We start from the raw sequence: 25291 nt of genomic DNA on the forward strand, positions 1-25291 counted from the left end.
CGCTATTAACGAGACCTTTTTTATTATTTATCTGATCGATATTTATTATCTGATAATTGTTACCGAACCTGTTTGTTTGTAAGGTCCTTTGAATTGAGCTCTACCTTCGTATGTCACGATCCATGGATACGTTCCGGATGGCATTGGTTCACCTAAATAATTACCATCCCATGTTGCATTTTTATCCGTTGACATGAAGATTACTTCACCCCATCTGTTAAAGATCATGATCTTGTAGTTTTGTTCGTATTTACCAAAACCTCTGAAGAACTGATCGCCACCAGCTGTTCCAGGTGTAAATGCTGTAGGTACATCAATGTGTGGTGCACATATTGAGAATATAGTTGTTTTGTCTGTTATAGAACAATTGAATTGGTTTGTGATTCGAACAACATAAATTGTATCCTCTATTGGTGATGCAATCTTAATTCCTGTAGTTACAGGTGATTCACTGTTCCATTTGTAAGTTGTATTCGGAAGAGTACCTGCATCTAATGTTACAGTATGATCCGTATCCGGACAGTATGTATATTGATCCGGCAAACTTGAGGTAGGATACGCTGCAAAGGCAATTACATTGGTTGAAGTGTCTTTACATTGATCGATTGAAATTGCACCTCTATATGTACCAAGTGAATTTACAATAATGGTAGAATCTGTTGCAAAGATTGCTCCTCCATCTTTTCTCCAATCAAAGCTCAATTGCAGGAATTGATCTAAGTTAGGGATGTTTGTTGGTCTTGCAGTTAATTTAACCGTCAATCCCTGACAAGAAGTAGAATCAAGTGACACCATTTGTGGTATTGGAAGTCCTATAACATAAGCACTATCATGTGCGATACAGCCTGTAATTGGATTCTGTGCTTGCAAGTCGTATTTGATTGTGTCATTCGGTACAGAAACAATGTTTAATGTATTACCTGCACCCGATGGAGCTCCATTTAAACTCCAGGTGATTGTTGCATTCGCAGGGAATGCACTCGCCGTAAAGACACCATTTCCGCAGGCAATAATATCTTTCTTACTAATAATTGGAACAGGATTCACTTTTACCTGACCGGTTGAACTACAGTTTGCAAAAGCAAATTCAATTTTAAATGTGCCAGTATCCGGTACAATTAAGAAGTCTTTATTTTGTCCTGTCATAATACTTCCGTTGTTGAACCACTGATATATACCAGGTACAGTTGGTTGCGGAGCAGGATTAGATTGAACTAATAAATTCTCACTGTAACATGCCGGATTTGGTGACAAGGTGAACGAAGGCAATGTGAATGTTACAATATTTACTGTATCTCTGGATACACAACCTTTCGGATCTGTTGCTTCAAGAATACGTTGTGTATTGCCGCCAACAGTAAATGTATGTGACTTAGAGTTTGCAGGCTGTACAATCGTACCTGTATTATCTGTCCATGCATAACTTACACCAGCCTGCGTATTATTTGCAGATACAGTGATTTGACTACCAACACAAGAGAATTGATCCTGTCCTGCATTTGCAATCGGCAGTGGCTCAATCAATAATATTGCATTGCTTGTTACATCATTACATGTTCCATAATTAGATGCTGTAAGAGTAAGGGTTACTCTACCTGCAGTGATATCGGCAGCTGTAGGATAGTATGTAGCAGTTAATGTAGAATTATTTACTGCAAACACGCCTGCACCTGAACTTGACCATGTAGTTGATCCTGTCAATGCGCTTGTAACCGTACCTGTTAATGCAGCTCCCTTAGCAGTCTCGCATATAATAGGAGCACCTGCAGAAACAACCGGAATAGGAGCAATGGATACAATTAACGTATCCGTTCTTGAACTACAAATTCCGGAATTCGCTGAAGTAGCATATAATTCTATTGTACCCGTTGTTGCATCTGCTTGAGATACATTGTAGGATACCGGATTTCCTGAAGAGTTCGGAGAGAATGTTCCTGTACCGTTAGTTGTCCATGATACACCTGTAGCATTGTTAATATCTGCGCTTACCTGAATGGTACCTGCGTCTGCGCATATAGCCTGATCTGCTGATGCAAGTACTACCGGTACAGGTTGTACAGTAATTTTTATGGTGTCATAAACCGGTTTACATAAACCCTGATTTGTTGTTTTAGCAAACACGTTGAATACTTTATTTGTTGTATCCGCATTCGACATGAGGTATTGTGTGCTAAGTCCTGCTGCAGGGAAAAAAATACCCGAACCTGAAGAAGTCCAGTTAACGCTGGTAGCCACAGTTGTTGCTGCAGTTAAGTTAACGGATTTATCTGCACACACAAGCTTGTCCGGTCCAAGAGATAACGTTGGTTTTGGAGTAAATCGTAGATCTAAGAAGTTAGAATACGCATTACATGTTCCATTACCTGTTGTTACTAAGGTTAGCGTTATTCTTCCTTTTTTTCTATCTGCCGCAGATGGGACATACACCGCATTTAAGTCTGAAATACTAGGAGAAAATATCCCTGTACCCGATGTTGACCATTCACCACCCAATGCATTTGTAATAGTAGGAGCTAATTGGATGTAAGCTGTATCTGCACACAATGGAGGCAATGGTGTACCTGCACTAACTGTAGGTGTTGGTGTTATTGTCAATACCATATCATCGAAGCTTGGAGCACAAATATTATTATTTGTAGAAGTTAATCTAACTGTTATACCTCCTGCAGCAATATCTAATGGATCCGGAATGAAAGTCGGATTTAAATCTGTAGGATCTGGATCAAAAGTACCACGACCGGTAGAACTTGTCCAAATACCTGTTCCTCCAAGTCCACCTACAATTCCATTAAGAGGGTAGAAAAGGGCATCCGCACAGGCCGTTTGGTCAAAGCCTGCATTTACAAGAGACGCTGGGGATTGAAGAATCGTGATAGAGAAGTATTTTTCAATTTCTTTACATGGATTAGATCCGACAGTAGAAGCATATATAATAACGCCACCATTTGATTGGTCAGCTAAAGATGGTGTATAGACTGTTGGTGAACCCGTAGTTGTACTGAATGTACCGGTACCTGTTGTTTTCCAGATCAGTGAAGTTGTATTGGTTACATTCGCTGTAGCAGTAATTGTATTTCCTGTACAGATTGAATCCTGCGGAACAGAACCTCCGATTGTTGGTTTTGGATTTAACGTTATAGCAACATCGTTTGTATACGCATTACATGTACCATTACCCGTTGTAGTCAGAGTAAGCGTAACATTACCAGATGATTTATCTGAAGCTGAAGGAATGTATTGAGCATTCAACGAGTTTGCATTTGGTGTGAATGTTCCTCCCGATGGCGATGACCATGTTCCGCCTGTTGCTACGGAAACCAAGCCGTGTAATGGAATAGATGTTGTATCTGTACAAACTGTAATCGGCGAGCCTGCAGAAACAGCAGGTTTTTTCGTGAATGTAATCAGCATCTGGTCAGTCGCTGCAGGACAGCCTGCTAATTGTCCGGTAGTTGATACTTGTATTGTAACCGAACCGGCAGTCGTATCTGCAGGTATTGCAACATTGTATGTTGTATTTGCTGAAGTTGTACTGCTATACGTACCGTTAGCTGTTACATTTGACCATTGTATGCCTGTTGCATTAGAGAATATTGAACTGATATTTACAGTTGCAGCATCTCCACAAACAATCTGATCTACACCTGTTGTTACTTTAGGAGCAGGTGCAATTAATAAGTGTACAGTGTCTGCTGCTACTTTACATGCAGGATTTGTTCCACTTGATGAAATTGTTAAAACAACTTCTCCGCCATTTTTATCAGATTGGGATGGAGTATAAGTTGGACTAATAGTATTTCCATTTGTAAATGTACCAGAACCGGAAGTAGACCAGGTTACACCTGTTGAACTTACTCCATTCGTAGAGCCTGATAAATTAACAGAAGGAGAGTTTGCACAGATTTGTGCTACAGTACCTGCACCAACTACCGGGCCATCTAAAATAGTATATGTTACATTGTCAACAGCTGGTGTACAAACACCATTGTTTGTTGTAGTAAGGGTTAATGTAACAGTTCCTGCCGTAACTTCTGCTGCACTTGGTGTATAGAGAGCATTTAATGTTTGATCATTTGGACTGAATGTTCCCGTATATCCAGACCATTGTGCAGATGAACCTGATCCTTGTAATGCAATTGGGAAATCTGTGCTACAAACCGATTTGCTATTTCCTGCATCTATTGGAGGAGCGGCAACAAACGTAATTGTAACAATATCTGAAACGTTTGAACAACCACTGAATGCAGTACCTGTTACTTTTAATGTAACGCTTCCTGCTATAACATCAGCTGGGGAAACATTATATGAAGTAGCAATATTTGTAGTAGTAGTTAGAGAACCGTTTCCGGATATGATCTGCCAGCTTACACTGGAAATATTTGTTGATGAACCATTGATGTTCACAGTTGTAACACTATTACATTCCTGAAGATCATTACCAGCAGAAATTGTAGCTACCGGATTGAATTTCAATGTAACATTGTCGGAGACTTGTTTACATAAACCATTCCCGGTTGAAACTAAGGTCAATACAACGGTTCCTACTGTTAAATCAGAAGTAGAAGGAGAGTAGTTGGGATTCAATGTTGAGTTGTTAGGTGCAAAGCTACCGCTACCGCTAGTTGTCCATGCCCCTCCGGTTGCATTGTTAACAATGCCTCCTAAAAGTAATTGATCGACATCCGCACAAACTGTTCTATCAACACCTGCATCAACTACAGGTTTAGGTGCTATTGATACTAGTATATCATCATGAACTGCTTTACATGTTCCGTTATTGGTTGTTGTCAATGTTAATGTAACGGATTTTGCAGTTGTATCAGCATTTGAAGGAATGTAATTAGCTCCTGTTACCAATGCACTTGGTGTAAATATACCCGACCCAGATGTTGTCCATTTAACACCACCGGCAATGGTAGAGCTTCCAGACAATTTAACGCCATTTGTATCTGCGCATATAGATATATCTGAACCTGCATTCACTGTAGGTATTGGTGTTATTGTTATCTGAATTGTATCGCGCACAGGTAAACATAAACCATTACCGGTTGTTACTACAGCAAGTTTAACCAGGCCTGTTGTTTTATCAGCAGTAGATGGGAAGTAGGTAGGTTGAGTTGTTGTATTATTAGGTCCAAATACACCACTGCCGTTTGTAGACCATAGTACTCCTGTAGCAGTCGTAACTGTAGCCTCATCTAATTTAACACCTAAACTATCACCACAGATTGTTTTATCAAAGCCTGCATTTAATATTGGAGCAGGTGTGATTGTTAATGTTAAGAAGCCTTGTGCAGGTTTACATGTTCCGTTACCTGTAGTAGTTATAGCCAATACAACAGATCCTGCCGCTTTATCAATGGCAGAAGGTGTGTAAATTGTTGTCGTTGAAGTAGGGCTTCCAAATACACCAGAGCCTGAAGTTGTCCATTTAACACCTGAAGCAGCAACAGCCGGAGTGAATCCACCTGTTACACTTGTAACAGCACTATTTGCACACACAGTTTGATCTGAACTGATTGTAACAACAGGTGCAGGAGTAATTGTAATTACCATATTGTCTGATACAGGAGGACAAACACCATTAGTTGTTGATGTTAATGTAAGTGTAACAGAACCGCTTGTTTTATCTGCAGCAGTTGGAGAATATACAGCATTTAGATCTATTGTACTTGGGAAGAAAATACCTGTTCCCGATTTAGTCCAGATACCACCACCGGCATTTGTAACTAAACCTGCAAGTTGTACATAAGCACTATCTCCACAAATAGTTTGAGATGGGCCAGCCTCAACAATTGCAATTTTCTTAAATGTAATCGTTACATTTTTACTAACAGGTGTACATGTTCCGTTACCGGTAGAAGTTAATGTAAAGATTACGGATCCGGCTGTTGTGTCAGCCTGAGTTGGTGTATAGGTAGTTGAAAGTGCATTTGCGTTGGCAAATGAACCGGTACCATTAGAAGTCCATGTACCACCACTTGCATTTTGTACTGTACCGTTCAATGTAATAGCAGATGTTGTTGAACAAACAGTTTGCGGTAAACCTGCATCAACAATTGGTGCCGGCGCAATTGTTACCTGTACCTGAGCTGATTTAGCTTTACATGTTCCATTACCAGTTGTTTTTACAGTCAAGGTTACTAAGCCGGATGAAATATCAGCTATAGATGGTGCATAAGTTGTTGATGCGGAAGTTTGACTCGCAAATGTGCCTGTACCGGATGTAGTCCAGTTTACAGCAGTTGCTGTCACGATCGTTGCATTAAGAGTTACAGTAGAATTGTTTTCACAAACTGTTTGTGTTGAAGGAACAGATACTGTCACAATAGGAGTAATTGTCACTGTAAGTGTTTTTACAATCGGATTACATGTACCGTTGCCAGTAGTAGTAGCGGTCAATGTAACACTTCCACTAGATCTATCTGCAGCAGATGGGATGTAATGTGCATTGGCAGTTACATTGTTAGGTGAAAATGTTCCTGTTCCATTACTTGTCCATTTTACGCCGGTTGCAATAGTGAACGTTGCTCCCAATTGTACATAAGCACTATCACCACAAATGGTTTGATTTCCACCTTGATTCAATGTAGGTGCTGGTGTTAAGGTATGGGCTACGGTACTTGTCACAGCAGGACAGCCGCCATTTCCTGTTGAAGTTAATAAGAAGGATACCGAACCTGTTGTTATGTCTCCTGCTGTAGGAGTGTAGGTAGTAACCAAACTTGTCGGAGAAGCTATTGAGCCGCCTCCAGAAGTGATAGACCAAATACCACCTGTTGCTGTTGTAACAGATCCATTCAATGTAATGCCGGAAACATCTGCACAAAGTGTTTGATTAGGGCCTGCACTTACTACAATTGCTGGCGTGATTGTTAAGGTAATTGTTTTAGCAACCTGTTGACAGAAACCATTACCAGTTGATGTCAGTGTCAATTGCACAGAGCCATTTGTTCTGTCAGTAGTGGAAGGTGTATACGATGCATTAAGTGTATTGGCATTCGGAGTGAATGAACCTGTGCCGTTTGTTGTCCAGATACCACCGGTTGCATTTGTAACAGTTCCATTTAATGGGTAAGCAGCTAAGCTTCCACACATTGTTTGACTTGCAGCACCTGGATTTACAATAGGACCTGCCGGGATTGTAATGGTGATCTGATCCGTCTTTGTTGGACATGCACCACTTGGAATTGTACTGATAGATAAGGTAACCGTACCTGCAGAGATCTCTCCAGCAGATGGATTATACGTAGTTGTTAATGAATTGACATTACCAAACGTACCACCACTTGTAGCCCAGCTAGCAGGAGAGCCCGTTGCAGAAAGATTTATTGGAAGTTCTGTTGAACATACAATCTGATTGGCTCCTGCATTAATGGAAGGTACCGGAGTGTAAGTAATTGTCATGGTATTAGATACCGGTTGACATAATCCGTTTCCTGTACTTGTTAATTTCAATGTTACAGATCCGTTTGTTACATCCAAGGTTGACGGTGTATAGGTAGTTGATGTATTGTTCGCATTTCCAAACGTTCCTGTACCGGATACTTTTGTCCATGTTCCACCACTTGCACCTGTAACAGTTCCTGTTAAATTAGAGACTGTAGCAACCGTACCGCAGACTATCTGATTTGATCCTGCATTTACAGTAGGTGCTGGCGCGATTAGTATTTGTACATTAGATGATACGGGTGAACAAGTTCCATTACCTGTAGTTGTTACAGTCAATGATACAGACCCCGCATTTACTTCTGCAGTAGTTGGTACATATGTGGTAGATAAAGCAGTAGGACTTGTAATAGTTCCTGAACCGCCAGACCACAATACACCTGTTGCCAATGTTTTTGTTGTAGAGATAGATGCTGTCGGAGCATCTGCACAGACATTTACAGGTGTTACAGGTGTTATGGTAGGTGAAGCTGTAAATGTAATGGTTGCAGTTCCTGAAACCATAGTACAATTACCATTTCCTGTTGATTGTAAAGTTAAATTTAAAGATCCACTTGAAATTTCAGCTGCAGTAGGAGTATAGGTAGGGTTCAATACAGTTCTGCTTGGTGTGAAGGTTCCTGCGCCACCAACCCATTGTCCGCCTGATGCTACAGTAACTGAACCATTTAAACTAACTGTTGCATTGTTTGAACATACCGTATAAGTTCCCGGTGTTACAACAGGAGTAGGAGTAAACGTCATTGTAGTCGTTGCGGATACTGGTGAACAATTTCCGTTATTGGTTGTAGTTAACGTTAACGTAACAGTTCCTGCAATTAAATCGTTTGGACCTGCTGTATATGTTGTGTTTACAGAAGTAGATGTGCCAAATGTTCCATCTCCGCCGGTAGTCCATTTAACACCGAAGCCTGTAGGTCCGGTTGCTGTTCCATTAAATGTAGCTGTTGGATTGTTTCTACAAACACTTCTTGAAGGTCCTGCATTTACTGTAGGTTTGGGCGTAATTGTAACCACAACCTGATCGACAACAGGTAAACAGGTGGCTTTATTAGCAGTAACCGTTAATGTTACCGATCCATTAGTAATATCAGTTGCTGTAGCTGTATAATTTGTTACAGGATTACTTGGTGCGGAGAATAAACCTCCGGTTGGTGATGACCATGTTACAGTTGATATACCTACAACAGATCCCGTTAATTTTCCTGTAGGGTTGTTTTCGCAAATTGAAATTGGCAAACCTGCGTCAACAGTAGGAGCAGGGTTAAAGCTGACAAGGGCAGTATCTGAAGTTGGAGGACAAATACCTCCTGTTGTTTGCAAAACAACACCTGTAAGACCACCTGCAATTTCACCGGCAGAAGGGGTATAAGTAACAGGGCTGACAGTTGTGTTCGGAGAGAATGTTCCGCCATTACCTATCCATTTTATACCTGTAGCTCCCGAAAATGTACCTGATAAATTAAAGGAAGGATTGTTATCACATACGGAAGCCGGAGCAGTAATAACCGCTGTCGGAGCCGCATTTAACGTGATGGTCATGTTGCTTGTTACAGGATTACAAGTTCCGTTCCCAGTTGATGTAAGTGTTAAAACAACACTTGAACCTGCTAATTCAGCAGCACTTGGTTTATAGTTTGCTGTAAGTGTCGTATTATCCGGTGTGAATTTACCTGTACCGCCAGACCAGATACCACCGGTTGCATTGGTAACTGTACCTGCGAGATTTACAGAATCATTTTTACAAATGGTTCTGTCTATACCGGCACTAACAATTGGAGACGGATTGATAGTAACATTCACATTGGATGTTACAGAATTACAGCCGACTTTACTTGCAGTTAATGTTAAAGTTACTGTTTTAGGATTTCCTGTTTTTTCAGCAGCAGAAGGAGTATACGTAGTACTTAAAGCTCCAGGACTTCCAAATGTTCCGGTTCCTCCGGTCCAGGTAACGCCGGTTTGATTCGTAGCTGTACCAGTCACCGTTGCAACAGGATTGTTAACACATACTATTACTGGTGATCCCGCATTAACTGTTGGTGCAGGCGTGTATGTTAAAGTTACAGTACCGGATGCCTCAGGACATAATGTACTACCGGTTGTTGTTATTGTTAATGTAACTGAACCTGCACTTATCTCTGCAGCAGTAGGAGTGTAAGTTGCATTTTTAGTTGTATTGTTTGGTACATATGTACCTGCACCACCTGTCCAGATAATTCCAGGAGCCACCGTAAAGTTACCGGCTAATGTCATGGTTGGATTGTTGGCACAGGCCGATTGCGGACCGCCTGGTGTAACAGTTGGGCCACCTATAAATGTAATTTTGATGGAATCTTTTATGGCTGGACAGGCTCCGTTACCTGTTGATGTAAGGTATAGATATATAGATGCTTTACCTAAGTCAGCAGTAGAAGGAGTAAACGTTGTTACAGGAGAAGTTGCACTTGCAAAAGTTCCTGTAACACCAGCTTTAACAGACCATGTAGCCCCACCAGCACCGGTTTGTGCACCATTCAAAGAGATAGGGTCGGCATTTGTACAGCTATTAATATCGTTTGCAGAACCAGTGCCAGGAGTTGTAGTATTTGCATCAACACTTATACTCCCCGGTACATTATAGGTAGCATTTACATTTATGTAATTAGCATACCACCAGGTATTGACGGTTTTATTATCACCCCAGTTTGCTGTAGTTGGATTACTTGATGGAGGCATAGCACCTGCCGTAACAGAACCAAAACCATGACAGCCTGTAGTTGCTGTTGGGATACCTGTTGTACAACCAGCAAGATTACTTCCTCCGCCTATACCGGTATCATCCCAGAAAAGCAATGGTGGCGGGCCGGCAGGTCTTACCAGAGATACAATATATCCATATGGATGATTTTCTACGTCAAATAAAGGTAAGTGTGTTATACCATTGAAATAATCAAGTCGCATATCCAGCGCTGTACCTGGTGTAATTAAATTTCCTAATCCATCGCGGCTATCCCACGGAATACAGTTTGCACCAACAACCAAGGTTTGTTTAATCAGTACATCGCTTGTACCAAATTGATATCCCGGTACGCCATTAAAATTTAATAGTAATTCTGTACCACCGGCTTTATCAACAACAATATTTATACATCGGTTGTTTACATCACAACCCGTGACGGTAATATTATTTTTATTAAGGATATCACCAAAAATCCCTGTAGGGAAAGAGCATATATCTGGATTGTTTAGAAATATCCTATAATCCGCGTAAGTAGAATTCCCTGCAACAGACCTTCTAATCGTAGCGGTAGGTCCTGTTGGCGCAACACCTGTAGGGTTACATGAAATTGCAAACCCAAAAGGCCTGATTCTATTAAAATCAAGACCCGTTACAATACCATCCGTTGAGTATACAAACATTTTACAGATAAATGGGTTGCCTCCGGCATTCACATTTATATCCCATGTTTTTGAGAATAATCTACCAAGAATTCTATTTCCACCTAAGCCTGAACCAGCCACAAGCTGTGCAGCTGTAGGGGAAGGTAGGTCTGATACAGTTAAATCAAAAAAACGAATACGGGTTTTTGATTTTTGCTGTCCATTTATTAGTGCTATATCGGCGGCAGTTAATGCTACCGATTCGTCAAAAACTTTATTAGTTGCAGGCATCCCTGCATTACTTTTCCTGTAAAATTCTATGTAAAAGTCACCTTGTTCACCTGGTGTAAAATGTAAAGGTGTATAACCACCCGTTCCACCAGCGATATTGTTTGGACCTGCAACTGCTTGTGCCCAACTTGAAATTGAACCAGCTCCAGCATTTGTTACTTGTTGCCAACCTGTGCCTGAAGTTGGGAAAACAATCGTACCACTTGGAGAAATAATTCTATACCAAAGTGTTGCAGGAGCAGCTAAATCTGCTGTTTCATAGTTCATCCCAAAATAAGCTTCTTCAGGATTACAAATATTAAAATATAAACGTTTTGTTCCTGGACAGCCAAACGTAGATGAATTTCTGGTAACATCACCGTTATCCCAAATTTGCAATACACCCTGGTTATCAGAAGCTAAGGTAGGTGTTAACTGTGCAGTACCTTCTGCAAAAGCAAACACACTTATAAATAGCAACGGAATTTGGAAAAGCGCCTTTAGGATATTTTTGGTTTGAAGTTGGGAAGTAGTATATAGTGTCTTCATAAGTACGTAGTACTAGTTTGTGTTACTTTACGAGAATGTGAGTGAAAATGTTCCTTTTTTGTGAGAAATCATTCTTTTATGATGTCGGGACAGAGATTAATGTTGGTTTCACGTTCCTGATATCCACTCAATTCTTTTGTTGTAATTACGTCATCACAAACTTTGTAATTCGGAGATTGTATTGATATTCTGTACTTACCGCCTTCTGGCAATGCCATAATGTATTTTCCTGTTACTTTATTAGAATGATATATACCAACAATTGAATTATTGCCAGTATCTACAACTTCAATAGATGCACTAATTGGCTGTTTAGAAATAGAATCCTGAATTACACCTACAATTACCAATACATCCAATACTTTTGTTTGTTCAATCGTAGCCATATAAATATCCCGATCTCCAAATCCTTCAGGACGTATAGATGCAAAATAAATACGTCTGCCATCAGCAGACAAACTAAAGTGGATATCATCGTGCGCTGAGTTTAATGGATAGCCAACATTCACAGGCTTATCCCATGATATTGTTGAATCAGACAACGATTTTGAAACGAACATATCAAAACCTCCCATCGAGTTATGTCCGTTAGAACTAAAGTATAATGTACGTCCATCGGAATGAAGAAAAGGTGAATCTTCATCGTATTTTGTATTGATGACAGGCCCAAGGTTGATAGGTCTGGCCCATTCATTATTTACTAGTTTTTTTGAAATGTACAAATCCAGTCCACCATAACCACCTGGCCTGTTGCTACTGAAAATTAAAAAACTTCCATCTTTTGTCAGACATGCTGATGGCTCATAAAATTTTGAGTTTACTTCACCCAACAATTCTTCTGCAGGTAGCCATGTTACTCCATCCAATTTTGATAAAAGAAAACCCGCTTCATTTTCATAGCGGTAAATTAATAATTGCTGGCCATCCGGGGTTAAGGAAACACTTGCGTCATGCCCTATAGTATTTATTGAAGAGCCCATATTTATTGCTGTAGACCAGCTCGAATCTTTTTTTGAAGAGATGTAAACATCTTCAAAATACAATCCGTCTTCCGTGTCAATTAAACCACCCGTTGTTTCAGGTCTGCAGGATGTGAAGATTAATTCTTTCTCATCTAATGTTAAAACGGGAGCATATTCAGGATAATTACTGTTGATTTTCGGGCCTAAATTCTGGATGTCAATTATCAATTCATCTTTGATTAATTGCTTGCCATTTTCACACATTTCAATTTCTCTATATATATCCTTTATTATATAGGCATATTGTTTCTTCTTTTTATATAAATGAGAAAGGCAAAGTTCATACTCAACAATGGCATCATCAAAACGATGAGAAAGATGGTAGGCTCTTCCAAGATAATAATGTAATGTAGGAGGATATTGGCTTGATTTTAATTTGCATTGTTCTAAATATTTCAATGCATTCTTCTGATCACCAGTTGTGTTAATATAGCATACCCCAAGTGGAAATATATACTTAGGAACATTAGGATATAAACTATCGAGGGTTAAAAACAAGGGCAATGCATGGTAATAATCTTTGCTTTTGAATGTATAATCAGCATTTGTTTCTAATTCAACCCTGGAAAGAGATGTTTGAGAAAAAACATTGGTGCTGAATAATGCAATACTTATGATAAGTATAAATATTGAACCGATTTTCTTTGAAAACATTATGTTCGAAATTTTAGACGTATTACAAATTAACAGAAACTAAACCTCTAAAAAAACTATTCTCAATAAATTTCGTATTGAGGTTTACGGGTGTATATTTACGTATATTTGGTCGTGATTCATTCTAAATATAATATTCATGTTTAGTAAAATTTATTTACGTATATTCATATTAACGGCATTATTTACCTCATTTGGGTATAATAATGCTTATTCACAAGATATTCAATTTTCTCAGTTTTACGCAGTTCCCTTGTATCATAATCCAGCATTTGCAGGTAGTGTACATGCACCTCGGGGAATTGTTCATACCCGTTTACAATGGCTTGGCTTAGATGCGAACTATAAAACATATTATGCATCTGGAGATACATATCTTGATAAATACAAAAGTGGCATTGGTTTTCAAGTTTTACATGATATTCAGGGCTCTAGTGTATATGCTTCAACACAATTCTCTTTTTTATATTCATACGAAATTCCTGTTTCTAAAAAGTTTACCGCTCGATTAGGCTTACAAGCATCCGGCATTCAACGTACACTCGACTATACAGGCTTAAGATACCCAAGCCAATTTGATGATCCGAATGGTTACAAAGGCGGTGGAACTCATCCTACAGGTATTCAAAGTCAATTATATGCAGATGTTGGTGCTGGAACCGTTGTATATTCAGATCGCATCTGGGGTGGTTTTTCTGTAGAGCATTTGAACACGCCTGTTCAATCGTTTGCAGGAGCAACAAAAGATAATTTACCAATGAATTTTCAGTTGACAGGGGGCTATAAAATACCTCTTTCACAAAGAAAGTATCTTGCTTATACAGAAGATGCAACGGAAATAAGTATTACTCCTACATTTCATTATAAATCTCAAGGCAAGTCGGATCAATTAGATTTGGGACTTTATGGTATGTACAATCAGTTAATGGCGGGCGTTTGGTATAGAGGTATACCTGTTAAGCACTACGATAACAATTATAAGATACCGAATAGAGAGTCTGTGGTTTTTCTGGTAGGATGGATGTATAAAACATGGAGTTTTGGATATAGCTATGACTTAACAATCTCTAAGTTGACGGCAGCAGGCCCTGGTGGATCGCATGAATTTAACATCACGTACATTCATAAACCGGTTAAGAAACATAAACCAATGAGACGCTTACCTTGTCCGAGTTTCTATAAACACTAAATCATTATCTGATTACAGAGCATAAAAAAGTCCCATGTTATAAACGTGGGACTTTTTTTATGCTCTGTATGTGTATATTATAAACGAATTAATGGAAATAGAATTTAAACTCACCGCTATGCTTTTTAGCTTTACCATTTGTTTTAGCCTTCTCTGCAGCGGCAGCATTTGTTTGCTGTCTGTTTTTCTCTGAAGCTTTTTGATTTGCAGCTTTATTCTTTGCGTTCTCGTTTACTACTTTATTCGCACTATTTGCATGGTAGCCTTTTTGATTTGATTTTTCTTGCTTACTCATGTAATATTGCTTCTTACCTGCGCAAGAAACTAAAGATGCTAACAATAGACTTCCAATCAATAACCTTTTCATTCACAAATGCGTTTTTGTATATGTAACGCAAATTAGCACAATAAGTTTTTCTTACAAATTAAAAACGATGTATAAGTACATTTATATTTTAGCAATTATACTCATTGCGAGTAATAATTTGGCAGTTGCACAATCCATTCCTAAGGAGGCGCGCAATCATTTAGAAGAAGGCAAAATGTATTACGATCAAGCAAATTACCTCAAGGCGCTTGATGAATACCTTGCTGCTTATGCATTTGTGCCAACAGATCCTGGGATAAATTATTCGATTGCTTTATGCTATATAAATACCTACAGCTACGATAAAGCTTTAAAATATTTGTTGCCAGCTAAAAAAGCAGGTATTGAAGATCCAATGCTTGAGTATTATTTAGGGGTATCTTATCATGCAAATGCCAAGATTGACGAGGCAATTTTAAATTTACAATCCTTTAAAGCCAAACTAAGACCGGCGGATAAAGAATTATTAGCTCAGACGAATCGTTACCTGCGTTATTGTGAAAATGCAAAATTATTAATGAGTAAACCTGTTGTAATGAAAATTAGCAACTTGGGTAAAACAATCAATTCTGCCTATCCTGATTATAATCCGGCTATCAGTGTAGATGAATCGACGATTATTTATACTTCCAGAAGACCCAATTCTACAGGAGGTTTGGTATCTGAAATGGATGGACATTATTTCGAAGATATCTACATATCCAATAAACTAGCAAACAATACCTGGAAAGAAGGAACGCAACTGGATCAAACAATTAACTCTGCAAATCACGATGCATGCGTTGGTTTATCCTCTGAAGGACAAACTATGATCATATATAAGGATGATGGCGGCGGAGATCTTTTCTATAGTCAATTAACAGGTGCATCCTGGGGTAAACCGGTTTCGTTTGGGAAGTTCATTAATACGGATGGTTGGGAACCTTGCGGCAACTTTTCGCCGGATGGGAATTATTTGTTTTTTGTTTCAAATAAAAAAGGAGGTTTTGGTGGGACCGACATATATTGGTCTAAGAAGAACGCAGATGGTACCTGGGGAGCACCTGTAAATATGGGCAAAGAAGTAAATACTGCTGAAGATGAATTTTCACCTTACTTACATGCTGATGGAAAAACATTTTATTTCAGTTCACAAGGACATAATTCAATGGGCAGTTTTGATATATTTCAATCAACAATTGATTGGTCAACTACACCTGTGCTGATTGTTTCTCCGCCAACGAATCTAGGATACCCGATTAATACAGTAGGAGATGAAATTTATTTTGTTTGGTCGGCGGATAATAAACGTGCATACTTTTCTTCTGCCCGTGAAGGAGGATTGGGCGACAAGGATCTTTATTTGTTAGAACGTCCGGAAGCCAAGGCTGCATTGGTATTGCTAAAAGGAACCGTTTCTGATTGTAAAACGAAAGAGTTTATTCAAGGAAATATTAACGTAACCGATATTGAATCCGGTAAACTGATTGGGAAATATGTTTCAAATAGTTCTACTGGCAAGTTCGTTGTTACCCTGCCGGCAGGAAAGAATTATGCGATTGCAGTTGAAGCTAAAGGATATTTATTCCATTCTAAAAATATAGATATTCCCAAGCTGGAAAATTTTAAAGAGATCGACGATGAAATCTGTCTCGAGAAAATGGATATTGGTTCAACGATTGTATTGAACAACGTATTCTTTGATGTGAACAAAGCTACATTAAGAAAAGAATCAGAGGTAGAGTTGGATAAATTATTCGATATATTAAGTAAGAATCCTAAAATTAAAATTGAAGTGTCCGGCCACACAGACAGTGATGGTGAGACTCAAGCTAATTTGACTTTATCTGATGCGCGTGCACACGCTGTAATGAATTACTTAATCGCTAAAGGCATCAGTGCGGATCGCATCATTTATATCGGACATGGTGAAGACAAGCCTGTTGTTCCAAACGACACCCCTGAAAATAAACAATTGAATAGAAGAACTGAAATTAAGATTCTTGCAAATTAAGGATAGGTGCTAGGTGCCAGTTGCTAGGTGCTAGACCAGTGATTATAGAGTTCTTAGTATAAAGAGAATTGCATTTCATATAGTGTGTCGTCCTGAAATAGCGATACAGTTTTACAAGGATACCAATTTATTAAATAGCATCACATTTTTGTGATGCTATTTTGCTTTTATATGTTCTCATTTTGATTTTAGATTGATTATGCATCTGTTGAGGCGTTTCATAATAATTTGAATAATGTGGTCTTTCCGTGTTGTAAATATCAATTGACTCAGCAACCAATAAACGCATTAACTGTAAATCCTTAATGCTTATTCCCTCTAAGAATTCTTGTTTAAGTATACCATTCACGCGTTCTGCAACAGCATTTTGATAAGGATCATATTTTTCAGTCATACTGCAGCTAATATTATTGCCTATTAATAGCTCTTGATATTCATTGCTGCAATATTGAAGTCCTTTATCGGAGTGGTGTATTAAATCAGCATGATGATAAAAACGATTCTTTATTGCCATTGTCATTGCTGCAAATGCACCTGCAGTTGTCAAGTTATTGGAAACATTAAACCCCATAATCTTTTTAGAATATGCGTCTGTTACCAATGCTAAATACATCGGATATGCCCTAGTTCCAATATATGTGATGTCAGATACAAAAACCTGCTCAGGCTTATGTATCAATAAATTTTCGATTAAATTTTTATGTTTTTTAAATCTGTGATGCGAATTGGTTGTGACATGATATTGTCGCTTAGGTCTTATTTGCAAATGATTTGCTTTCATTATAGCAAACAGTTTATCTCTTCCTACATCAAGTTCATTGAGGTTTATGTAAAGTATTTTATACAATTTTTTACCTCCGATTCGAGGCATACGCAATCGTATGGCTTTTATCATAGAAACAACTTTACAAGCTACCTGTAGGCTCTTTTGCTTTGATTTAACTGATCTATAATAAACTTGCCTATTCATCCCGAGCAATTCACAAGTACCCGTTAAGGTTTCTTTTTGTTCTTCTCTAAATCGGCTAATTGTTCGGGCGAGAGCTTTTTTCTGATTGGGATTTTGAATTCTTCTTCGGCAATATCAATCATCATATCAAAGAAAATCGCTTTCTTATCACTACGCTCTAATTGATGTTCTAATGCTGCTTTTTGCTTTTCAAGTAAGCGCACCTTTTGCTCTAGTTCTAAAAGTTTTTGTTCATTAGATTTAGGCATAACTGAGTCGCTTTTATTGGACATGTCAAAGTTACCATATTTTTTCAACCATGTTGCAACCGTGTGGCTACCTTGAATTCCATACTTGTCGTGGGCTTCTTTTACACTTATTAAACCCTGCTCAATTTCCTGAATTACAGCTAATTTAAAGCTATAGCTGTAGTCTTTTGAACTTCTTCTAACATACTGTTTCTCTGATTCTTCTTTCATAACGTTACTTTTTATGTATCGCTATTTCAGGACGAGACATATTATAAACAAAAAAGGTTCTGCAAATCGCGGAACCTTTTTTTTTGGTTGTTGTTGCAAATCTAAATGGCCAAACAATTCATAATTTATAACTCATAATTTAATAATTAAACAAACGCCTGCAGCGTCTTGCTCAACTTCCCTTCATTCACTGGAACCAGTCTTAGCGAAGCGTGGACTGGTGTCTATCATTACGTAGTCTTAAACGAACGCTTGCAAGGTCTTGCTCAATTTTCCTTCATCCATATAACCCGACCCGCGCCAAACAATCTTTCCTTGTTTAAATAAGATCATAGTCGGTACACCCTTTACCTGATAGGCTTGTGCAGCAGATGCATTTTTGTCTACATCCACTTTTATGATTTTTAATCGCTCGCTAAATTTTGAAGCGACCTTTTCAATCACAGGAGATAGCTGTTTGCATGGGCCGCACCAGGTTGCATGGAAATCAACCAGTACGGGTTTGTCAGAATTGATCAGTTCTTTAAATGATGACATAGCTGTATTGTTTATGTAATTATTAATTAATGTTTTTACTTTCTTGCAGTTCTTTTTGAATTGCACCATATCCACCTGCAACATCAATTACGTTATGAATGTTCCTTGATTTTAAAATTGATTCTGTAATTACAGAACGGTAACCGCCAGCGCAATGCACATAATAGGTTTTATTTTTATCAAGTGAATTTGTCCAATCATTTATGTAGTCTAATGGCAGGTTAATTGCTCCATCTACATGACCACTTTCATATTCAGACGCCCTTCTTGCATCAATAATTGCAAGTGTATCACCTGTTTTGCTTAGAAATTCCTTTGGTGTTATACTTTCAATTCGATCTTCAGGTTTTCCTGCAACTTCCCATGTTGTGTAACCACTTTTTAAATACCCTATCACATTGTCTACGCCTACACGTGCCAAACGGATTATGGCTTCTTTTTCTTTATCCGGCTCGGTGATGAGTAAGATGGGTTGGGTATTGTCTGTTATCAATACACCTGCCCATGGCGCAAACTGTCCATCAAGACCAATATTGATTGAGCCAGGAATAAAACCTTCTTTAAACGTTACAGGATCTCTTGTGTCAAGCAATAGTGCATGCGTTTGTAGTTGCATTTTTTCGAATGCATCGGCATCAAGTGCTATGCTTCCTTGTTTGATCACTTCAGCGGTATTTTTATACCCTTCTTTATTCATCAATGCATTTACACTGAAGTAAGAAGGAGCAGGTTGTAGGTCTTTTAATACTTCTTTAATAAACGTCGCTTTATCTTTCGCTTTTAGCGCATAATTCGTAAGCTTTTGATTGCCTAAGGTGTCGAAGGTATCCTTACTCATGTTTTTGCCGCAAGCTGATCCTGCTCCATGTGCAGGATAAATAAGAATAGAGTCGGGGAGTGTTTTGATTTTTGTTTCCAGTGAATCATATAACATACCCGCTAGATCTTCTTTGGTTAAATCGCTTTTAATGGCAAGGTCGGGTCTTCCTACATCGCCAATAAATAACGTATCGCCTGTGAAAATTGCATGCTTGTTTCCTGTTTCGTCATATAATAAATAACAGCTTGATTCAGGAGTGTGGCCGGGTGTATGCAATACTTCAATTGTCAGTTTGCCAACAGTAAGTTTTTCACGGTCATGAGCGATGTGACTTTTAAACGTTGTTGCAGCTTTAGGTCCGTATACAATAATGGCACCTGTTGCTTCAGCAAGGTCAATGTGTCCTGAAACAAAATCTGCATGAAAATGCGTTTCTAAAATAAATTTTAATTTGACATGATTACGTTCAAGCTTTTGTATATAAGGTTGTATGTCGCGTAATGGATCAATTATGATTGCTTCACCTTCCGATTCAATGTAATAGGCTGCTTCAGCCAAACATCCTGTATATAATTGTTCGATTTTCATATTTAATGAATGGATTGATGTGTTATTACTTCTTTGTATATAATCGCTATGCCCATTAAAAGAATGAACCAACTAAATAGCGATTTTAATTTTACTGGTGATATTAAATGATTGAATCTGCTTCCAATTGTAACACCAATGATTGAAAATATGGAGTAGCTGATTATTTTAATCCAATCTATATGTATGCTGTTTATATCACTTACAAAACCAATGATTGAATTTATACTAATAATTAGTAATGATGTCCCGACTGCGGTTTTGATTGGTGTTTTATTTGCAATAACCAATGATGGAATAATTAAAAAGCCACCTCCGGCCCCTGTTATTCCAGTAATAAATCCGACCAGACCTCCCTCAAATGGAATAAATCCTAAGTGTTTATCTGTATCGGTTTGCTTATAGTTATGTACATTACTTGTAATCATACTATAAAATGCTGCAACCATAAATATACCGAATAAGAGCATAATTAGATTGCTTTTACTAATGTTGACATGTGTTCCCCAATTTATTGTCTCAGGAACCATTGGCATTAAATAACTTCTAGTAAGGAATATAATTACTAATGAAGGGATAGCAAACAGAAGAGCTATTTTTATATCATATTCCTTTTTAATTATATAGCTTATCGCCCCAAATGAACTTGTAACTCCTACAATGATTAAAGAGTAGGTTGTAGCCAATAGTGGCGGCATCCCAAATGCATATACCAATACTGGTAATGTTATGATTGATCCGCCACTGCCCAGTAAACCTATTACCACACCCATGATTAATATTCCTACAATGCCTATAATTTCCATAATGTTACATGTTACAGTTACATTTTTCTACACAGCGAATGATTTCGATTAATCCCTTTTCTTTTAAAGAATAAATTATGGAAACACCCGCTTTTCTGGAAACAAGTAATCCTTTGAGTTTTAAATTTTGTAAGTGGTGTGATATTAGGGATTGTTCTGCATTTAATAATTCACAAATTTGCGTTACTGATAATTCTTCTTTTATTGTTAGGTGTTCTATTATTGATAATCGCAATGGGTGTGCAATTGTTTTTAATATATAAGCAGCCTTCTCTAATTTTTCGGGTGATATTTTATGTTTAATTGCCATGATTATTCTCTTAATATTCTAATATATGAACATACATTCATATATTAATAGTTCCAATACTAAAAAAATAATTATTTTTCCCCTTAATAAATTATTTTAATGATCTATAAAAAGTGATTCTTGAAGAATATACTTTTGGGAATAAACGGTTTATATTAAATGAACGAATAATGCAATTGCACCAAACCTTTATCGAATGCTTGAGAGGAGACAAGCGAGAACTGCTGTTCCGGATTGTTATCATTAAATAATCGTACACCGCTGCCCAATACAACAGGTATTATAGAAAGAACCATTTCATCAATGAGTTGTTCTTTGAGTAAAGCGTTTACAATTTCTGAACCTCCGTCGATGAAGATGTTTTTGCCTTGCGCTGCTTTAAGTTTATGAATAAGTTCTTTTAAGTTGTCTGTATAAAAATGCGTGTTGTCTATACTGGATTTTGTTGTTCGTGTGATTACAAAGGTTTCTTTATCTGCATGGACAAATTCTGGTACGTGGGCCATTATCCAATCGTAGGTTTTTCTTCCCAAAATAACCGTGTCAACCGTCTTAATAAAGGTTGCGTATCCATAATCTTCCCCTTCTTTTTCAACGATGGATAAAAAACTGAGATCATCATTGGGCTTAGCAATATATCCATCTATACTCATTGCGATATACAATATAACTTTTCGACTCATGATTTAAATTTATTTTGAAATACAATATCTTGTTGACTGTTGTTTTGTAAATTACGTGTATGATAATTATAGGGATCTTTTTTTGTATATTTTATTTCCTGTATACATTGCGTTTTGCAATATTGTTTAATCAGAAAGATGTCTTTTTTTTCGGAAGACTGAAACTGCTTCACAATATTGGTATCTGGTTGGTGCCCTTTATCTGGATAGCTGTATTGAAGCAGTTATCAAAGCCCATACAAGGTTCTCATCAATATAAAAGGAAGGTGTTTGGCGATGATTATTCATTAGAAGGAGGGCCTGATGGTGACTGAAATTTGATTTACATCAAATCGATCTCCAGATTTTGCTTCGCATTTTTTAATTCAGCCAATGTTTTCATTTCGTTTAAATCCGTTGCCAACTGAATACCTTTGTCGTATATCTCTAACGCCTTTTCATAAATACCTTTTTCGGCAAAATATTCTGCAGCCTGGTAATACGTTGCCAGGTAATCGGGGAAAGAATTTAATAGTAAATTGAAATATACTGCCGTTTCATCAGAATCGATTTTCTTATGTTCAAGAGCTATTCCATAGACTAAAAATGGGTCATTGGGTTGTTCTTTATGCAGTTGTAGTAAATACTCTAATCGATTCATTAATTAATTGTCATTTTTCTATAAAAAATGTAACTTTTAAGCATATAATCAGTTAAATATAATATATTGAATAGTGTTTTTTATCAATTCAATATTTCCGTCAATTTAAGTAAAATTATTCAAGTCTCGGTGAATGACGGTAGCCGATTCAGTTGTAACTAAATATACATATAACCGATGAAGATTTTAGTTTGTATCACACACGTTCCGGATACTACTTCCAAAATTACCTTTGCCAATAACGCTTTCAATGCTGCAGGCGTTCAGTTTATCATCGGACCTTATGACGAATATGCTTTGTCCAGAGCCGTGGAGTTAAAAGAACAACATGGTGGTACTGTTACTGTGTTGAATGTTGGAGATGCAGAAACGGAACCTACGATTCGTAAAGCTCTAGCGATCGGTGCAGATGATGCCATTCGCATCAATGCAGTTCCTAAAGATTCCGGTTTTGTTGCTGCTCAAATAGCTGCTGTTGCTAAAACAGGAGGATATGATCTTATTTTAATGGGACGAGAGTCTATTGATTATAACGGTGGATTGGTTCATGGTCTTGTAGCAGATGCATTGGGTATACCATCTATTACACCGATCATGAAGTTGGATATCGAAGGTGGTGTTGCAAAAATGACACGTGAGATTGAAGGTGGGAAAGAATCTGTTGAATGTGCATTGCCATTTGTAGCTGGCTGTCAGGAGCCGATCGCTGAATGGAAAATTCCAAACATGCGTGGTATCATGTCGGCAAGAACAAAAACATTGAATGTAGTTGAGCCCGTTGCTGTAAATGATGCTGTGTTATATGGCACATTCTCATTGCCTGCTCCTAAAGGTGCATGTAAAATGGTAGATGCTGCAAATCCAGGTGAGTTGTTGACCTTGTTACGCAACGAAGCAAAAGTACTTTAATTGATTCTTTGTTTTATTTAGATCGAAAAATTATGTCAGTATTAATATATGTTGAGTCTAATGGCTCAGAAATAAAAAAATCTTCTTTAGATGCTGTTTCTTATGGTGCACAGGTTGCATCAAAGGTAGGCGGTGCAGCTAATGTAATTGCTGTTGGTACATTTCCTCAGGAACAATTAACAGCCTTAGGTAATTTTGGTGCAGCAAGTATTTTGAATGTGACAGGTGATTCATTCAATCAGAATTCTCCTGCAGCCTCTGCAGCGGCTGTTATTGCAGCTGCAAATAAGGTGGGAGCGAAGGTTGTGGTTTTGCCTAAATCAACACTTGTTGATTCATTCGCAGCGAAAGTTGCAGCACAATTGAAGGCAGGTATTGTTACCAACGTTACGGACTTGCCGGATACGAGCAATGGTTTTTCAGTGAAGCGTTCTATATTCACAGGCAAAGCTTTTGCTACTGTTGCAATCAATTCCAATATTAAAGTAATCACACTTGCTAAAAATGCTTATCAAGGTACTGAAACAGGTGGTACTGCTGCAGTAGAAAGTCTGACGGTTTCCTTGTCAGAAGGCGATACGAAAGTAAAAACTACGAATGTGGAAAAAATGTCCGGTGAGCTTTTATTGACCGAAGCGGAGATTGTTGTATCAGGTGGCAGAGGCTTTAAAGGCCCTGAAAACTGGGGACTTTTACTTGATTTAGCGAAAGCTTTGGGCGCTGCAACAGGTTGTTCTAAACCCGTTTCGGATATGGATTGGAGACCTCACCACGAACACGTTGGTCAAACAGGTGTAAAAGTAGCACCAAATTTATATATTGCAGTCGGAATTTCAGGAGCGATTCAACACTTGGCTGGAGTGAATTCATCAAAGTGCATTGTTGTTATCAATAAAGATCCTGAAGCACCGTTCTTTAAAGCTGCAGACTACGGCATTGTAGGAGACTTGTTTGAAGTATTACCTAAATTGACAGAAGCTGCTAAATTGCTTAAATAAGCATCAGTAGAGTGGAGAAAATCAGATTAGAAATTATAGGCTTATCGTCGAGTCAATCTCAAACAGGTTCGTTTGCATTGGTATTAGGCGAGGTTAATGGTAATAGACGATTACCAATCATTATTGGAATGTTTGAGGCGCAGGCCATTGCTATTGAGATTGAAAAGGTAATACCGAATCGTCCGATGACACATGATCTGTTCAAATCATTTGCATTATCGTTTCATTTCATCGTTGAAGAAATTGTTATTTCTGATTTGAAGGAAGGAGTGTTCTTTGCTAAGATCATTTGTTCAGATGGTATTAAGAACATTGAAATAGATGCACGTCCGTCTGATGCAATTGCTATAGGTTTACGTTTCGATGTTCCCATCTATTCCTATGAAACCATCATGTCTGAAGCAGGTATTGTCTTAAATGACGATATGGAAGACGAAATGGATGAAGACGAAGAGGACGAAGATGAGGATAACCTGGAAGAAGCTTCAGTAACTTCCAATAAGCCTGATTCAGGCTTTACAGGTAAGGAAGATCAGATCAAGAATATGTCCTTAGATCAATTACAGGCAATGCTTGATGATGCTATCGACAAAGAAGATTATGAGAAGGCTGCCCGTGTAAGAGATGAAATGAATAAGCGGAACTAATGAAAAGTACATAAAATAAAAATCCATCTTGCTGATAAGCGGGATGGATTTTTTTATTTATACCTGTTT

General features: G+C 38.0%; 16 protein-coding genes. 5 read left to right on the top strand and 11 right to left on the bottom strand.

What is annotated here, in order from left to right:
- Nucleotides 1–45: 45 nt before the first annotated feature.
- The gene (locus A3EE_RS0103895; protein WP_083921240.1) at nucleotides 46–11631 is read right to left on the bottom strand and encodes a T9SS type B sorting domain-containing protein; all 11586 of its coding nucleotides are present in this window, start codon (nucleotides 11629–11631) and stop codon (nucleotides 46–48) included.
- 68 nt (nucleotides 11632–11699) lie between these two features.
- Complete coding sequence (locus A3EE_RS0103900; protein ID WP_018342128.1) at nucleotides 11700–13307, bottom strand: PD40 domain-containing protein; 1608 nt, start codon at nucleotides 13305–13307, stop codon at nucleotides 11700–11702.
- A 139-nt stretch (nucleotides 13308–13446) separates the two neighbouring features.
- Between A3EE_RS0103900 and A3EE_RS0103905 the strand changes: the two genes are divergently transcribed.
- Nucleotides 13447–14496, top strand: a complete 1050-nt coding sequence (locus A3EE_RS0103905; RefSeq protein WP_018342129.1) for a PorP/SprF family type IX secretion system membrane protein — start codon at nucleotides 13447–13449, stop codon at nucleotides 14494–14496.
- Between the two features lie 88 nt (nucleotides 14497–14584).
- Here the strand turns inward: A3EE_RS0103905 and A3EE_RS0103910 are convergent, their stop codons facing one another.
- Complete coding sequence (locus A3EE_RS0103910; protein WP_018342130.1) at nucleotides 14585–14863, bottom strand: hypothetical protein; 279 nt, start codon at nucleotides 14861–14863, stop codon at nucleotides 14585–14587.
- A 67-nt stretch (nucleotides 14864–14930) separates the two neighbouring features.
- Here A3EE_RS0103910 and A3EE_RS0103915 point away from each other — a divergent pair, with 67 nt between their 5' ends.
- On the top strand, nucleotides 14931–16856 hold the full coding sequence (locus A3EE_RS0103915; RefSeq protein ID WP_018342131.1) for an OmpA family protein: 1926 nt from the start codon (nucleotides 14931–14933) through the stop codon (nucleotides 16854–16856).
- A 130-nt stretch (nucleotides 16857–16986) separates the two neighbouring features.
- On the opposite strand, the gene A3EE_RS0103920 is transcribed toward A3EE_RS0103915, so the two are convergent.
- The 8 genes from A3EE_RS0103920 to A3EE_RS0103960 all read right to left on the bottom strand — a co-directional run bounded on the left by A3EE_RS0103920 (nucleotide 16987) and on the right by A3EE_RS0103960 (nucleotide 22668).
- On the bottom strand, nucleotides 16987–17826 hold the full coding sequence (locus A3EE_RS0103920) for an IS3 family transposase (RefSeq protein WP_245553801.1): 840 nt from the start codon (nucleotides 17824–17826) through the stop codon (nucleotides 16987–16989).
- Nucleotides 17827–17849: 23 nt separating this feature from the next.
- Entirely contained in the window at nucleotides 17850–18284 is a 435-nt protein-coding gene (locus A3EE_RS22055) for a transposase (protein ID WP_018342133.1), read from the bottom strand.
- Between the two features lie 240 nt (nucleotides 18285–18524).
- Entirely contained in the window at nucleotides 18525–18821 is a 297-nt protein-coding gene (gene trxA / locus A3EE_RS0103930) for a thioredoxin (RefSeq protein ID WP_026209578.1), read from the bottom strand.
- Between the two features lie 22 nt (nucleotides 18822–18843).
- Nucleotides 18844–20229 carry an MBL fold metallo-hydrolase gene (locus tag A3EE_RS0103935; RefSeq protein WP_018342135.1) on the bottom strand — a complete coding sequence of 462 codons (1386 nt, stop codon included), beginning with the start codon at nucleotides 20227–20229 and terminating at the stop codon, nucleotides 18844–18846.
- Between the two features lie 2 nt (nucleotides 20230–20231).
- Nucleotides 20232–21035 (bottom strand): sulfite exporter TauE/SafE family protein, encoded by an 804-nt coding sequence (locus A3EE_RS0103940; protein WP_018342136.1) that lies wholly within the window; start codon nucleotides 21033–21035, stop codon nucleotides 20232–20234.
- A 4-nt stretch (nucleotides 21036–21039) separates the two neighbouring features.
- Complete coding sequence (locus A3EE_RS0103945) at nucleotides 21040–21345, bottom strand: ArsR/SmtB family transcription factor (RefSeq protein ID WP_018342137.1); 306 nt, start codon at nucleotides 21343–21345, stop codon at nucleotides 21040–21042.
- Between the two features lie 155 nt (nucleotides 21346–21500).
- Entirely contained in the window at nucleotides 21501–22028 is a 528-nt protein-coding gene (locus tag A3EE_RS0103950; protein ID WP_083921241.1) for a dihydrofolate reductase family protein, read from the bottom strand.
- A gap of 322 nt (nucleotides 22029–22350) precedes the next feature.
- Nucleotides 22351–22668: a tetratricopeptide repeat protein gene (locus A3EE_RS0103960; protein ID WP_018342140.1), complete on the bottom strand. Its 318-nt coding sequence runs from the start codon at nucleotides 22666–22668 to the stop codon at nucleotides 22351–22353.
- Between the two features lie 177 nt (nucleotides 22669–22845).
- Here A3EE_RS0103960 and A3EE_RS0103965 point away from each other — a divergent pair, with 177 nt between their 5' ends.
- The 3 genes from A3EE_RS0103965 to A3EE_RS0103975 are packed head-to-tail and all read left to right on the top strand — an operon-like array spanning nucleotide 22846 to nucleotide 25222.
- Nucleotides 22846–23577, top strand: a complete 732-nt coding sequence (locus A3EE_RS0103965) for an electron transfer flavoprotein subunit beta/FixA family protein (protein WP_018342141.1) — start codon at nucleotides 22846–22848, stop codon at nucleotides 23575–23577.
- Nucleotides 23578–23609: 32 nt separating this feature from the next.
- A complete protein-coding gene (locus A3EE_RS0103970; RefSeq protein ID WP_018342142.1) occupies nucleotides 23610–24575 on the top strand; it encodes an electron transfer flavoprotein subunit alpha/FixB family protein in 966 nt (321 codons plus the stop codon).
- Between the two features lie 11 nt (nucleotides 24576–24586).
- A complete protein-coding gene (locus A3EE_RS0103975) occupies nucleotides 24587–25222 on the top strand; it encodes a bifunctional nuclease family protein (RefSeq protein ID WP_018342143.1) in 636 nt (211 codons plus the stop codon).
- The last annotated feature ends 69 nt before the right edge of the window (nucleotides 25223–25291 follow it).

It is taken from the genome of Cytophaga aurantiaca DSM 3654, assembly GCF_000379725.1.
GTDB classification, from domain to species: Bacteria; Bacteroidota; Bacteroidia; order Cytophagales; family Cytophagaceae; genus Cytophaga; species Cytophaga aurantiaca.